This window comes from Pseudoclavibacter endophyticus (assembly GCF_008831085.1).
Classification (GTDB): Bacteria; Actinomycetota; Actinomycetes; order Actinomycetales; family Microbacteriaceae; genus Pseudoclavibacter; species Pseudoclavibacter endophyticus.
Window position 1 is genome coordinate 16641 of record NZ_WBJY01000002.1, and the last position, 13286, is coordinate 29926.

General features: G+C 70.0%; 13 protein-coding genes. 12 read left to right on the plus strand and 1 reads right to left on the minus strand.

Features of this window, described 5'->3' with window-relative positions:
• Nucleotides 1-128 precede the first annotated feature (128 nt).
• The gene (gene dnaB / locus F8O04_RS09775) at nucleotides 129-1514 is read left to right on the plus strand and encodes a replicative DNA helicase (protein WP_158029208.1); all 1386 of its coding nucleotides are present in this window, start codon (nucleotides 129-131) and stop codon (nucleotides 1512-1514) included.
• A gap of 82 nt (nucleotides 1515-1596) precedes the next feature.
• Here the strand turns inward: dnaB and F8O04_RS09780 are convergent, their stop codons facing one another.
• Nucleotides 1597-2520 (minus strand): DUF808 family protein, encoded by a 924-nt coding sequence (locus tag F8O04_RS09780; protein WP_158029209.1) that lies wholly within the window; start codon nucleotides 2518-2520, stop codon nucleotides 1597-1599.
• Between the two features lie 224 nt (nucleotides 2521-2744).
• On the opposite strand from F8O04_RS09780, the gene F8O04_RS09785 reads away from it, so the two are divergent.
• The 11 genes from F8O04_RS09785 (at nucleotide 2745) to F8O04_RS09830 (ending at nucleotide 13274) form a co-directional block, all read left to right on the plus strand.
• The gene (locus F8O04_RS09785; protein WP_158029210.1) at nucleotides 2745-3146 is read left to right on the plus strand and encodes an SIP domain-containing protein; all 402 of its coding nucleotides are present in this window, start codon (nucleotides 2745-2747) and stop codon (nucleotides 3144-3146) included.
• A 434-nt stretch (nucleotides 3147-3580) separates the two neighbouring features.
• On the plus strand, nucleotides 3581-4300 hold the full coding sequence (locus F8O04_RS09790) for a hypothetical protein (RefSeq protein WP_158029211.1): 720 nt from the start codon (nucleotides 3581-3583) through the stop codon (nucleotides 4298-4300).
• Nucleotides 4301-4471: 171 nt separating this feature from the next.
• A complete protein-coding gene (locus F8O04_RS09795) occupies nucleotides 4472-5374 on the plus strand; it encodes a DUF4333 domain-containing protein (RefSeq protein WP_158029212.1) in 903 nt (300 codons plus the stop codon).
• 161 nt (nucleotides 5375-5535) lie between these two features.
• On the plus strand, nucleotides 5536-5967 hold the full coding sequence (panD, locus tag F8O04_RS09800) for an aspartate 1-decarboxylase (protein ID WP_158029213.1): 432 nt from the start codon (nucleotides 5536-5538) through the stop codon (nucleotides 5965-5967).
• Entirely contained in the window at nucleotides 5964-6692 is a 729-nt protein-coding gene (locus F8O04_RS09805) for an HdeD family acid-resistance protein (protein WP_158029214.1), read from the plus strand. Before panD ends, F8O04_RS09805 begins: the two co-directional genes overlap by 4 nt.
• Nucleotides 6693-6696: 4 nt before the next feature.
• The gene (locus F8O04_RS09810; protein ID WP_158029215.1) at nucleotides 6697-7170 is read left to right on the plus strand and encodes a hypothetical protein; all 474 of its coding nucleotides are present in this window, start codon (nucleotides 6697-6699) and stop codon (nucleotides 7168-7170) included.
• A gap of 450 nt (nucleotides 7171-7620) precedes the next feature.
• On the plus strand, nucleotides 7621-8616 hold the full coding sequence (locus F8O04_RS09815) for a conjugal transfer protein (protein ID WP_188726373.1): 996 nt from the start codon (nucleotides 7621-7623) through the stop codon (nucleotides 8614-8616).
• Nucleotides 8617-8645: 29 nt separating this feature from the next.
• Nucleotides 8646-8915 (plus strand): hypothetical protein, encoded by a 270-nt coding sequence (locus tag F8O04_RS09820; RefSeq protein WP_158029217.1) that lies wholly within the window; start codon nucleotides 8646-8648, stop codon nucleotides 8913-8915.
• Between the two features lie 65 nt (nucleotides 8916-8980).
• Nucleotides 8981-9322 (plus strand): hypothetical protein, encoded by a 342-nt coding sequence (locus F8O04_RS14840; RefSeq protein WP_188726374.1) that lies wholly within the window; start codon nucleotides 8981-8983, stop codon nucleotides 9320-9322.
• The gene (locus tag F8O04_RS09825) at nucleotides 9322-11826 is read left to right on the plus strand and encodes an ATP-binding protein (protein ID WP_225735038.1); all 2505 of its coding nucleotides are present in this window, start codon (nucleotides 9322-9324) and stop codon (nucleotides 11824-11826) included. Before F8O04_RS14840 ends, F8O04_RS09825 begins: the two co-directional genes overlap by 1 nt.
• Nucleotides 11823-13274 carry a hypothetical protein gene (locus F8O04_RS09830; RefSeq protein WP_158029219.1) on the plus strand — a complete coding sequence of 484 codons (1452 nt, stop codon included), beginning with the start codon at nucleotides 11823-11825 and terminating at the stop codon, nucleotides 13272-13274. The genes F8O04_RS09825 and F8O04_RS09830 overlap by 4 nt, the downstream gene beginning before the upstream one ends.
• The last annotated feature ends 12 nt before the right edge of the window (nucleotides 13275-13286 follow it).

A 13286-nucleotide genomic window follows, 5' to 3' on the forward strand; every position in this document is an offset into this window, starting at 1 on the left:
TATCGTTGTCGCAGTCTCCGCGCAGGCCTCGCTGACGACGACGCCGGGCGCGATGTCCGAGGTGCGCGATACACCTGTTCCGCGTCGATGAATCCGTGCGTGCGACGCAGCGGAAAGGAGCTTCCCCGGTGTCGATTCCGAACATCGCAGCCATCTCGGCTGAGGGCGATCGTGAGGCGCGCGATGCGGTGCGAACGCCCCCGCACGACCTGCTCGCCGAGCAGTCGGCGCTGGGCGGCATGCTGCTGTCGAAAGACGCCGTCGCCGACGTCGTCGAGGCTGTACGCGGGGTCGACTTCTACGTGCCGAAGCACGAGATCATCTTCGACGCAATTCAGGACCTCTATGCCACCGGTGAGCCGACCGATGTCATCACGGTCACCGCCCACCTCACCAAGTCCGGCGAGCTCAGTCGGGCGGGTGGCGCAGAGTACCTGCACACCCTCGCCGGCATCGTGCCGACGGCTGCCAACGCCGGCTATTACGCCGAGATCGTGGCCGAGCGCGCCGTGTTGCGGCGCCTGGTCGAGGCCGGCACGCGCATCGTGCAAATGGGGTACGCGGGCGAGGGCGAGGTCGTCGAGCTCGTCAATCAGGCGCAGGCAGAGATCTACGGGGTCACGGGCGGGGTCGAGTCGGAAGACTTCGTTCCGCTCGGGGTCGCGATCGAAGAGGCGCAGCACGACATTGACGTGGCCCAGAATCGCGACGGCGCATTCGCAGGCGTACCGACGGGCTTTGCCGAGTTCGACCGGCTCACGAATGGCCTGCACGCGGGGCAGCTCATCATCATCGCCGCCAGGCCCGGCCTCGGAAAGTCGACGCTTGCCCTCGACTTCGCACGCTCGGCGGCGCTGCACCACGACATGCCATGCATCTTCTTCTCGCTCGAGATGGGCCGCAGCGAGCTGGCCATGCGCATGATGTCGGCCGAGGCGAGCGTCCGGCTCAACAAGATGCGCACGGGCGGGCTCGACCAGAACGACCAGGCCGATCTCGCGCGCGCGGCCGGCCGCATCAACGACAAGCCGCTCTTCCTCGACGACAGTCCCAACATGACCCTCGTTGAGATCCGGGCGAAATGCCGGCGAATCAAGCAGAAGCACGGCCTCCAAATGGTCGTCATCGATTACCTGCAGCTCATGACGTCGGGGAAGCGGGTCGAGAGCCGGCAGCAGGAGGTCTCCGAGTTCTCGCGCGCGCTGAAGCTGCTCGCCAAGGAACTCGAAGTGCCCGTCATCGCCCTGTCGCAGCTCAACCGGAATTCCGAGCAGCGCGCCGACAGAAAGCCGCAGATCAGCGATCTTCGCGAATCTGGTTCCCTCGAGCAAGACGCCGACATGGTGCTGCTCCTCCACCGCGACGGCGCCTACGAGAAAGACCACCCGCGCGCGGGCGAGGCCGACCTGATCGTGGCCAAACACCGCAACGGTCCGACCGACACCATTGCGCTGTCGTTCCAGGGGCACCTGTCACGATTCGGCAACATGGCACCCGCCCAGCAGTTCGGGTAGTCGGCGGTTCAGGTCGGCGGTTCAGTTCGTCGGCGCCGGTTCGCGCTGCGACACCCGGCGCGCAGTGGTCCGCTGCAGTCCCTCAGGCCGCGGGATCGACGGCCCCGGGAGCCTCGCCGCCCTCGGTGAACGTCGGCTGTTTGCCGAGCATCCGACCGATTCCCATGATGACGCCGACGATGGCGGCCCCGACGACGAGACCCGCGATCGCTGAAACGAGCGTGTCGCCGAACCAGACCACGATCGGGCCAGCCGGCTCGAGCACGTGCTCGAGCGCGTGCAGGGCGTCGATCGCGAATGGTACGCCGACCTCTCCCGCGTTCAGTATGACGAGGTGCCCACCCACCCAGAGCATGGCCACCGTGCCGATGACGCTGATGATGCGGAAGACCACGGGCATCGACCGCGTGATCCGCACACCGGTGTGGCGGAGCCCCTTCGCGTCGCCCGTCGCGAGCTTGAGGCCAATGTCGTCGATCTTCACGAGCAGCGCAACGGCTCCGTAGACGATGACGGTCATCGCGATGGCGATGACGGCGAGCGCTGCGAGCGTGAACCAGAAACCGGCCGAGGTGTCGAGGTTGGCGAGCGAGATCAGCATGATCTCCGTCGAGAGGATGAGATCGGTGCGAATCGCGCCCCACACGAGCTTCTTCTCATCTCGGGCGCCCTCCTCGTGATGGGCGTGCCCCACACCGAACCACTCGAGCACCTTCTCGGCGCCTTCGAAGCACAGGTAGACGCCCCCGATGATCAGCAGGTACGGAAGCACCCACGGCGCGAACGCAGTGAGGAGCAGCGCGAAGGGGATGATGATGACGAACTTGTTCCCGATCGAGCCGAGCGCGATCTTGCCGACGACGGGAAGCTCGCGCGCGGGTGACAGCCCGCGAACATATTGCGGAGTGACGGCCGCGTCATCGACCACCACGGCCGCCGACTTGGACGACGCCTTCAACGCGGCACTGAGGATGTCATCGACGACCGCGAGTAGACCGACTGACATGGCGCTCCCATCCCCGGTTAGTGAGGAAGCCACTGTAGCGGCGCGGGGCGACCCGGGACTGCCGGACGAACCGGAGCCGTGTCGGGGACGAGTGGCGTCACCGGCCCCGCGCTCACGGGCAGAGCCCTAGCATTCACAAGCAGGTAAGGCTAACCTAAGAGTTAGTCGGCGCCGCGCCCACTCCCTTTCCGGCGGCGACTGAGGAGAGGACCGAGGCGACACCCATGGCGAAGCGCAAAGTTCCCCGCACCCACTTCTTAATCGCGGGCGACAGCGTCGATCTCCCCCTGGTCGCGGGGATCGTGTCGCGGCTCCCTGTCGACGCCTACGGCCAAGTGTTCGTCGAGGTCGAGCACTCCGCCCAGGTGGAGGTGTGGACGCTGCCCGACAACGTGGCCATCTCGTGGTTCGTGCGCGACGGCGCCGACGGCATCGCGCCGCGTGGTGAACGGCTCGCGGCTGCCGTGCGCGGCTGGATGGCCGAGTGGATGCCAGAGGCCGAAGGAGCGCGCGAGGCGCCGTCGGTCATGTGGATCGGCTGCTCCGCGAGTGAGAAGATCGGCGACCTGGCCGATGACCTCTCCCGCCGCTTCGAAGGCACGCCGGCGACCGGTCTCGAGCACTAGACCCGGTCCGGTCGCTCTGCCGCCCGCCGCTCTGCCGCCGGCCGGCCGCCGGGCGGTCAGACTCCGCCGCGCGGCGTCCGTGCATGCTGCCCCTGGATGACGCCGGGCCGGTGAGGCTCACCCCCGGGTGGGTATCGCCGCCGGCGCCTCGCAGGCACACTGGGGGAACGCCCGGCACCTCTCGAAAGCGCGCGCATATGACGAACTCTGGTTGGCCCCCACCGGCGATGGCGCCGATCTCGTCTCCGTCTCCCTCACATGGCGCGCCGCGGGGAGCATCCCCGGGGGGTGTTCCGTTCGCCGCCGGTGCCGCGCCGGCACAGGGTGTCCCGCCCGCATACGGTGCGGGGCCCGGCGCTGATCCCGCAACCGGGTACGGCGCTCCGGCGCGCTACGGCGGGGCGTCGGGGTACGGCCCGACGTTCGCCCCCGGGATGCCCCGCAGCAACGAGCCATCCCGCGGCTTCGGTGCCGCGCCGGCGCACGGAGCGCCGCCCGGCCACGGCCCGGCCGTACCAACGCGACGCACGCCGCGCCTCGGGTGGATCCTGCTCATCGTCGCCGTCATCGCGGCGATCGCGGCCGTTGGGGTTCTCGTGCTCCCAGGGGTGCTGTCGAGCGCCTTCGACCCGGAGGACCCTCGCGGAGACGAGCAACTCTCGCCGTTCACGGGGGAGCTGCCGATGTCGGAGTCGCACGGATTGGGCGAGCGACCGCGTGTCGCCGTCGACCGGGGTGACGACTGGGACGTGGGCAGCGTCTATCTCGATGGCGATCTCAGGCAGGAGCAGTACACGTACGAGCCCGCCGAGTGCGCCGGCATCGTCATCATCGAGACAGGTGTCGGCGAGCTCGAGGGGTCCGGCAGTGATCGCGAAGCCTCGGAAGCGCACATGGCCGCGACGATCGGCGGCGCGCCTGCCGATGTGCAAACGGTCGCGGTCGCAGCGTTCGGAGGGGGGAGCATCGAGTTCGCGCTGGCCGAGTACGAATCCTCGTCGCCCGAGCTTCCACACGTGCAGGTCGCGACGCGGGCGTTCGCAGACTCCGGCACCGTGATCGGTCTGCTGACGATGTGCGCGGACCAGGGCGATCTCGGGACTGCGGCCGAGGACTTCCGCGACCGGGCCACGGTCGCGATCGACCTCATGTGACGTGCGCCGGTGGCCTGGGAACGGCTCGTGCACGCGCGCCCCAACTGCGTGGTGCGACCGGCACATGCCTCAGGAGCATGTCGCCTCCTCCCTGCGATGCTGGTGCGACGAACACTCAAGCGGCGACAATGAAGCGCGACCGAGCAGATACTGTGAAGGCGGAGGCAAGCGATGTCGAACCCGAACGACCCATTCGGCCAGTACGGCCAGGGCAGTCAGTCTGGCTACGGTCAGCAGCAGCCAGGCTTTGGCGGGCAGCAACCCGGCTTCGGGCAGCAACCGCAGCCCGGCCAGCAACCGCAACCCGGACAGGGCGGGTACGACCAGCAACCCGGCTACGGACAGCAGCCGGGCTACGGACAGCAACCCGGGTACGACCAGCAGCCGGGCTACGGGCAGCAGCAGCCCGGCTACGACCAGTCAGGGTACGGCGCTGCACAACCGGCGTACGGGCAGCAGCAGCCCGGATACGACGCGCAGCAGGCCGCCTACGGTCAGCAGCAACCGGCTTACGGTCAGCAGCAGCCGGGCTATGACCAGCCGCTCGCCCAGGGCGCCGGCTACGGCGGCGGCGGGTACGGCGGGTACGGACAGCCGCCGAAGAAGTCGGGCATGCCCGCCTGGGGTTGGATCCTCATCGCGGTGGCGGGCATCGTGATCATCTCGCTCATCAGTTGGGTCGTGATCTCGAGTCTGCAGGGTGGGAACGATCAGGCCGAGCCGACCACGACGCAGACCGAGACGACGGAGCCGTCGCCGACCGAGACTGAGACTGAGTCGCCGGAGCCTTCGCCCGGCGGCACGCCTCCTCCGACCACCGACGGCCCGTCGGGCGAGACGCTCTACGACTCCGTCCAGGCGATCGAGGACTGGTTCTACGAGGTCTACGAACAGCAGTACGGCGTTGTGCCCACGAACGTCACGTGCCCGGGTTCGCCGAACGACGACGTCGAGATCTACGTGGGGTCCACGTACACCTGCACGGTGACCGACGGCGGCACCGACTACGACCTCACGATGACGGTCACCGAGGTCGACGGCAGTTCCTACCGCGCGACATTCGAGCGCACCTGACGCCCGGCCGGCGCCCGTTCGGCGCATCCTCGGTGACCGCTCGGCGTCCTTGCACGTGCGGACGTGAGAGCGGTCGTCACGCGAGATAGACTGGACCATTGGCGCGGAACGGCGCCTCGTCGACGCGCCCCGAACCTGTCCCCGGGGCCGAAGGGTGTCCAGTGCTTCGCACGATCTTCAAGTCAAAGATCCACCGGGCGGTCGTGACCCAGGCAGATCTGCACTACGTGGGATCGCTCACGGTCGATCTCGACCTGATGGATGCCGCCGACCTGCTGCCGGGCGAACAGGTGGCCGTCGTCAACGTCAACAACGGCGCCCGCTTCGAGACCTACCTCATTCCCGGTGAGCGCGGCAGCGGCGTGATCGGGCTGAACGGAGCCGCGGCTCGTCTCGGCCACGTGGGCGACGTCATCATCGTCATGAGCTACGCGCAGATGACGACCGAAGAGGCGCGTGACTTCGTGCCGACGGTGGTGCACGTGGACGCGACGGGGAGGATCCTCGGGACCGGCGAGGATCCGGCCGACGCGATGATCGAGGGCATCGGCCGGCCTGCCTTCTCGCTCACGCCGGACGAGGCGCGCACATGACTCCGTCGGCGACGGCCGGCGGCATTCCGCGGCGACCCCGCGGGCACGGCGTGACGAACGTGCCCGAGCGTTTGTGGGTCGCCCTGTTGGTGCGGGCCCTCCCGGCAGCGGCCGCGGCACTCGTGATCACGTTCACGCAGGAGTACACGCCCGCGTATTCATTCGTCGTGTTCGGAGCGTTCGCCCTCGCGACCGGCGTGCTCATCGGATTCGAGGCCGTCGGCATCCCGTTCCATCCGGCCCGCGGTCTCACCTTTCTGCGCTCCATCGTGTCGGCCATCGCGGGCGGTGCCGCGCTGGTGTTCGGCGCCGTGCCGCACCTCGCCACGGCCGGCGGGTTCATCTGGCACGTGGCGATCTGGGCGGTCGTCACTGGCCTTCTTGAGCTCATCGCCGCGTGGCGGGTGAGGCGACTGCCCCTCTTCGCGCGCGAAGTGCTGATCTCAGGTGCGCTTACGCTGCTCTTCGGCATCGTCATCGCACTCGTACCGCCTGATCTGAACGCGAGCTACGGCGGTACGGAGCACATCGAAGGCGCGCTCACGGCGACCGTGCAGTCCACCGGCCTGCTCGGGGCGTTCGCCGCGATGCTCGCGGTCGTCCTCATCATCGAGGGCATCACGCTGCGCGGAATCACCCGCAGATCCACGGCCGCCCCCGGGGGCGACGCAGGCGCCGAAGCTGACGTGGCGGACAACACTCACAACGAAAGCATGGAGGACTAGCAGCGTGGCAGGGACCAACAGGAAGGCGTTGCTGAAGCCGTTTCAGCTGGTTGGGCTCTCGGCCGTGTTCGGCGTGTTCGTGCTCCTCATCGTGCTGCTCACCACGCGGAACCTGCTGAACGGGCTCATCGCGGCCGGTGTGGTCTTCATCCTGTCGCTCGTCGTGCTCGCCATGCTCGTGCTCTCGTACAAGCCGAACGCCGAATCGACGGCGTACCTGGATCGCTTCGAGCCGGAGCGGCAGGCCGCAGACGCGGATGCAGAACCCGGCGATGACCTGGATGCCGAACTGGATGCTGTGGTCGGCGAGCCCGAACGCCCAGGCCCCAGCGGTGGCAGCGCCATCGGCGACCGTGCCATCGACGGCGGTGCCAATGACGACGACGCGGCCGACGACGACGCGGCGCGGCGCGCGGACGACGCCCGCCGGAACCGCGGGACGCCCCTAGACGGCTCGGGCGGCGACGAACTGCCGTAGCGCCGAACCCGCATCGATTTCGGCACTCGCTGTCTGATTTCGGCGACCGTTCGCACCCTCCTTCGTTGAGAACTACGAAGGGTGGCCGACGGGTGAGACACGATCTCGACGAAGACAACGGCGCCGTGGGCTGGTGGCAGTTCGTGAGCGATGCCGCGAGGCTCATCCGAGCCATCGACGCGAGCGGGCCGAGCGAGCAAGCGGCACGCGTCGTTGCGGCTGAAGCCGAAGATCGGTGTGCGATCGAGCGTGCGGTCGCCGAGCCCGAGGGGGCCGGCCGTGACGCTCGGTGTTGATTCGCGTCCCGGGTCTCGACCGGCGGACCGTGTCGTTTCTCGGGCAGCGGTCGGCGAGCGTGGCGCTGGCCTCGGGGCGCTCGTCCGCGACGGCTCGTCGCGAGCGACGCGGGCGGTGTCGGCGACCCGTCGAGACGAAGCTTCGACCGAGGGCGTGGCCCCCGACGAGGTGACCCCTCCCGAGTCGGGTCTCGACGAGCACGCTTCGCACGGCGACCCGGGTGGCCGCCGGCGCCCCGTGCGCGCCGCGAGCGACTGGACCGCCGGCCGCGCACTCGCGGGCCGAGGTGTGAGCATCCTGCTCTGGGCAGCCATCGCATGCGGCCCGATCGCACTCGTCGCCAGTGCACTGGCGCCCGGCCCATCGCTGCCGGAGGCCGAGGCGCAGGCGGCCTCGCAGGTCGAGCCGACGCTGAGCGCCGAAGCCCTCGCCGTGATGCTCGTCGGCGCGTGGCTGTCGGCGACCGTTGATGCTCCGGAGCCGTTCGCGACGCTCCTACCGGGCGCCACGATCGAGGCCACCGTGCCGACCGGCTACCGCGATCTTGCCGTCGCCGCTACCGAGGGGCCAGACGCCTCCGGTGTCGTCGCAGTGATCGTGGCCGGTCTCGTCGATGAGTCGGCGCCGCCGGAGCACGACAGCGCGGCCGCCGACGTCGTGGTGCCCGGCGCGGTGTGGGTGCCTCGCTCGTTCCAAGTCTCGGTCGCGACGGCCGACGGATTGAGCGCGCTCGGCGAGCCGGCCGCGGTCGCGCTGCCTCCGGCCGCGAACCCGCCCACTCCGCCGCCGCACCAGCTCGCCGTCTCGACTGAGGCGGGAACCGCCGCGGCCATGTTCTTGGCCGCGTACCTCACCTCGTCCCCCGATCTCGAACGCTTCACCGCCCCGGAGGCGGGGATCGTGCCGTTGGCGGGCGCGCCTTACGTCTCGGCGTCGGTACGTGACCTGCGCACCAACGAGCAGCCCGCCTCCCCGCCCGCGCCGGGCGATGTCCTTCACGTGCGCGCAACCGTCGTGGCGGTCAACCGGGGTGAGTCATCGCAGACCCTGACCTACTGGCTCGTGCTGACCGCGCGCGACGGTCGCTGGGAGGCCTCCGCTATCGCGCCGGGGCCGCCCGAAGCATCCACCGACGACGACCACCGCTGACCGGCTACTGAGGGGGACGACACACCATCATGGACATCGCGCTCGATCTCACCGCCCACCTGCACGCCGCAGGCGTGCTCGACACCGTCAACGCCACACTCGACAATCTGCAGACGACGATCCGTGCCGGCGTGGTCGTCGTCGCGATCCTCCTGTTCCTCGTGGTCGCCGCCCGAAGCAGACTGCGGCTGGCGCCCACCGTGCTGGCGCTCGTGGGGGCCGCCGCCGTCATCTGGCTCGCGGCAGGCGGCGGGCTCGAGTGGTTCGCCGGGCTCCTCGGGCGCGAGTTCGCGGCATGACGGAGGCAGCGGGGTCCACGACCGAATCCGCCCGCTTCTACACGAGCTCGCGGAGGTACCCGCGCATGATCGGTCGACTGCCGGAGGGGACCCGGCTCTGGGGCGGCCCGTACACGTTCACCCAGCTGGGCGTCGCGGGCGCGGTGTTGAGCATCGCGGCAGCGACGCGAGCGGCATGGTCGACGGGAAGCATCGTGATCGATCTGCTCATCATCACCGGAGTCGTCTGGGGCGCGGCCTTCGCGGCCCGCATGCTGCCAACGAGCAGGCTCAACCCCGGCATCGTCGTCCTTTCGGCGCTGACGTGCGCGCTCGCACCCCGACTCGGTACCTACCGAGGCCGCCCGGTCCGGCGGCCGGGCAGATCGCTGCTCGGTGGGTCGCCCCGCGCGAGGCGATCAACGTGATGATGCCGCAGGCGGTCATGCTGCGCGACCACCTCATGTGGACGAAGTCGGGGGTGGTCTGGGCCACGTGGCGGCTCGGCGGCCTGCCGTACGGGTATGCCGGCGCTGAGGCGAAGAAGCTCGTCCGCGCCCAGCATCGTGCCCTCCTGCAGGGCATGTCGGGTGAGGCGCTGCTGGTGAGCGTGTGCGCGCCGGAGAGTGCGGCGACGACCGCGGAGCGTCTGCTCGGCGGCGCCGCTGACCGCTCGGAGTGGCGCAGCGAAGTCGAGCTTGTGCACCGTGAGCTGCTGCGGGAGCCCAGCATCGAACGCACCTATTGGCTCGCGGTGCCGCTTGCGGGCGGCGACCTTCGTACGCGCCTGCGGGCGGCGGCTGCGGTGGCCGAGACCGAGGTGCGAGACGCGCTCGCGTTACCGAGGCGCACGCCGCCGGCCGTACTGGTCGACGAGGCCGAGCGTGCGGCCGGTCGAGTGGTCGACGCGATTCCCACAGCGTTCGCGCCTCGCCCCGCCTCGCCGAGCGAGGTCGCGTGGCTCATCGATCGTGCCTGTCGGCGTGGGCTCCCGCCGGAGCCCGACGACGTTCGGCCGGCGCCGACCGAACCGGCCGGACGATTCGTGGCACCGACCGTCCTCACCGACGCCCTGCTCGACGAGGGCGCCGTGACCGACCTCGACTCGCCCCCGCTCGTGCGCAATCCGTTCGCGCGCCGGTTCCTCAAGGTGCACGGTGCCCGCAGCGACGACGCCTCCTACCAGGTACTCCTCGCGCTCACGAGCGGCCCGAAAGGCGGCTGGGCAGTGCCCGGCGGGGAGTGGCTCGCAGCGATCGACCGCGCCGACGTGCCGGTCGACTGGGCCGTCCGCCTCTCGATCTCGTCCGGCAACGAAGTTCGGCGCCGCAATCGCTCGGCCGAGCTTTCGCTTCGCGACCAGGTCGAGCAGCAGGACGCGCAGTCGGACGAACTGCTCGTCGGACAGGGTGCGCAGCTCGGCGAGGTGGCGGCCTCGCTCCGCGACTACGCCGCCGCGCTCAGCCGCTCCGAGGATGAGGTGGAGGTGCAGGCGACCACCGTGTTGGCGATCGGTGGGACGAGCGCCGTCGAGGCGATGCAACGTGCATCCGCCGTGCGGCAGCGGTTTCGCCTCTCCGAGTTCCGCTTCGACCCGCCCCTGGGCGGTCAACGGCAACTCTGGTGGGCCATGCAGCCCGGCATCCCCGCCCAACCGCTCGTCCGAGAACTCGCGCAACTCACGACGGGAGGGGAGTTCGCGTCGGCCGTGCCGCTCGTCGCGACGGAGCTCGGCGACGAAACCGGACTGCAGCTCGGCGTCAACCTCACGACGGGGCGACGCTCACCGGTCCTGCTCGACCCCGCGGCCACGATCCAGGCCGACCGCAGCGCGAGCATCGGCATCGTGGCCGAGCTCGGCGCCGGTAAGTCCTACGCACTCAAGAAGATCGCCGGCGATTGCGTCGATCGGGGCGCCCGCGTCGTGATCATCGACCGTACCGAGGCTCGGGAGTACGCGACATTCGCGACCTCGCTGCTGCCGCGTGACACGGCCGTCGTGGACCTCTCCGACCCGGCGTGGTCCATCGACCCGCTGCGGCTCTTCGGCCCGGACGTCGGCGCACGGTACGTCCGATCACTGTTCGCTTCGCTCCTCGGCGTTCGCCCGCGGGACGAGCTCGGAGTCGAACTCGCGCGGCTTCTCGAGCCGGAAGCCGCACGGGCGCGAGGCCTACGCAGCCTCGGCGACCTCCGCCGTGAACTCGGTCGCGAGACCGGGGAAGCGGCACGGCGCATCCTGGGGCTCGTCGATCTCATCGCGGGCACTGACCTCGGCCGCGTGCTCTTCGACGGCGGCCTGCCCACGCTCGACTTGCGGGCGCGCGCGATCATTCCGCTCACGGCGGGCCTCGCGCTCCCGACGGCGCAGGAGCTCGATCGACAGCACCTCTTCGCAGAACTTCCGCTCGAGAAGCTTGTCGGCCGGGCCATGTACGCGTTCCTCACGGGCATCGCCCGACAGATCGCGTTCACGAGCCGCGATCTCACGCTGTTCTGCGCGGACGAATGTCACCACATCACCACCTCACCGGAGGGGCAGGCCTACGTGCTGGACTTTCTTCGCGACGGACGCAAGCACAACGCCATGGCACTCCTGGCCTCCCACGATCCCCACGACTTCGGCGACGTGCGCGCTCGCGGTCTCATCCCGGTGCGAATGGTCATGCGGCACACTGACCCGGTGCTCGCGGAGCGCGCCCTCGAGTGGCTCGACCGCGGGCTTGAGCGCGATCCCGAACTGGTGCGAGAGCTCACCGAACAGACCGCGCCGGCCGGCGTCGACGGCGTCGTCGACCACGCTCGCCGCGGTGAAGCGTTCCTCCGCGACGCGAGGCAGCGCATCGGCAAGATCAGAGTCGTTCCGCCGCAGCGGCCCGAGCGGCGCGCCGCGCTCGGAACGACCCCCATAACTGCGGGGCGCCGGGAATGAGGTGGATCCTCGCCGCGCTCGCGCTCTGGATCGGGACGTGTGTGCTGCTGGGCGCCGACGTCGACGGGGTCGCGGCATCCACCGGCACCGCCGCGAGCGCCAATCCCCTGCTCGACGGGCTCGACGCCACCGACGCCGAGGGCATCCCCCTCGTGAGCTACCAACACCTTCCGCTTGATCGCGGCAGCGCTCTCGACAGCCACGCCACGATGACCTCCTGGCTGACGGATGCGGCGTGGACCGGACACGTTGGCGTCATCGCGCTGTCACTCCAACTGCTCGAATGGGTGCTCGGATTCGCGTGGCTCGAGTGGGTGCTCGGGCCACTCGACGCGCTTCGACGATCACTCGCCGACCTGCTGGGCGGCGTCGCGTGGGCGCCGTTCGCCCTCCTCGTCGCAGCGCTCGTCGGCGGGATCGTTGCGTTTCGCGGCCGACTCGGCGCCGGTGTGACCCAGCTGGCGGTCTCGGCGACCTGCTTCGCCCTTTCGACAACGGTCATGCTCGCCCCGCTCACCGCGATCACGGGGAGCGACGACCCGGTCGGCGACGCCCGCACGGCGGGCGAGGCCATCGCGAGCATGGTCGTCGACGACGTGCTCACCGAGGCCGGCGGCGAGCACCCGCGCGACGAGCGTCCCGGCATCGGGGAGGAGGCCGCCGTCGGCGACCCCGAGACCGCGATGACGTTGCTCCGTACGCACATCGTGACACTGTTCGTTCGCGGCGCCGCCCAGGAGGTGGCGTTCGGAGGCCGGCTCGACGGGACGCCGTGCCAGCAGGCCTTCACCGAGTCGATGGGCGAGGAGGCGCCCGCCCCCGGCAACTCCGGCGTGCGCGACGCGGTTGCCGAGTGCAGCGAGAAGGCGGCGGCGTACGCCGACGAACCGAGCCTCTGGCAGCCGTTTGCCGTCGTGGTCACCATGAGCGGGTCATCGGCGCTGCTCGGCTTCGTCGCCGTGCTCTCGATCGCGCTGCTCGGGGCCGTGCTCGCATGCGTCGTCGCAGGCATCCGCGCAATGGTGTGGATCAACCTGGCGATCCTGCCCGGCATCGGCCGCAGGCGGTTCGCGAGGGCCGTTGCCGATGCGGCGACGTCACTCATTGCCGTCGTGGTGCTCATCGTGGCGGTTGCTGCCGCGAGCGCGTTCATCGTCGCGGTCGCCCGGCAGGCCGCGGATGCGGGCACGTCGCTCACCATGCAGATGGCGTGGGTCACCGGGGTGCTCATCGCGGCGGCGGTCGCCCTCGCGAGTATCGGGCGGCGCCTGCGGGCCGGCGGCCGGAGCGCTGCCGCCTCACTTCGCTCGTTCGTGCGTGGCGACATCGGTGTGCCGGCCCGTCCAACGCCCGTCATCGTCCGGCTCGGCGATCGTGGCGCCGTCGCCGCGCCGACAACCTCCGGGTCGGGCCGGTCGGCGGTGACGACGAGCGGCGCTATCCCGTGAGCTGGTCGGCCG

What these genes read in the sequence shown, in the direction of transcription:
- F8O04_RS09790 (WP_158029211.1), top strand. Translation starts at nt 3,581, where the DNA reads ATGCCCCGCAGCAACGAGCCATCCCGCGGCTTCGGTGCCGCGCCGGCG.
- F8O04_RS09785 (WP_158029210.1), top strand. Translation starts at nt 2,745, where the DNA reads ATGGCGAAGCGCAAAGTTCCCCGCACCCACTTCTTAATCGCGGGCGAC.
- F8O04_RS09805 (WP_158029214.1), top strand. Translation starts at nt 5,964, where the DNA reads ATGACTCCGTCGGCGACGGCCGGCGGCATTCCGCGGCGACCCCGCGGG.
- F8O04_RS09820 (WP_158029217.1), top strand. Translation starts at nt 8,646, where the DNA reads ATGGACATCGCGCTCGATCTCACCGCCCACCTGCACGCCGCAGGCGTG.
- F8O04_RS09830 (WP_158029219.1), top strand. Translation starts at nt 11,823, where the DNA reads ATGAGGTGGATCCTCGCCGCGCTCGCGCTCTGGATCGGGACGTGTGTG.
- F8O04_RS09795 (WP_158029212.1), top strand. Translation starts at nt 4,472, where the DNA reads ATGTCGAACCCGAACGACCCATTCGGCCAGTACGGCCAGGGCAGTCAG.
- F8O04_RS09825 (WP_225735038.1), top strand. Translation starts at nt 9,322, where the DNA reads ATGATGCCGCAGGCGGTCATGCTGCGCGACCACCTCATGTGGACGAAG.
- F8O04_RS14840 (WP_188726374.1), top strand. Translation starts at nt 8,981, where the DNA reads ATGATCGGTCGACTGCCGGAGGGGACCCGGCTCTGGGGCGGCCCGTAC.
- F8O04_RS09780 (WP_158029209.1), bottom strand. Translation starts at nt 2,520, where the DNA reads ATGTCAGTCGGTCTACTCGCGGTCGTCGATGACATCCTCAGTGCCGCG.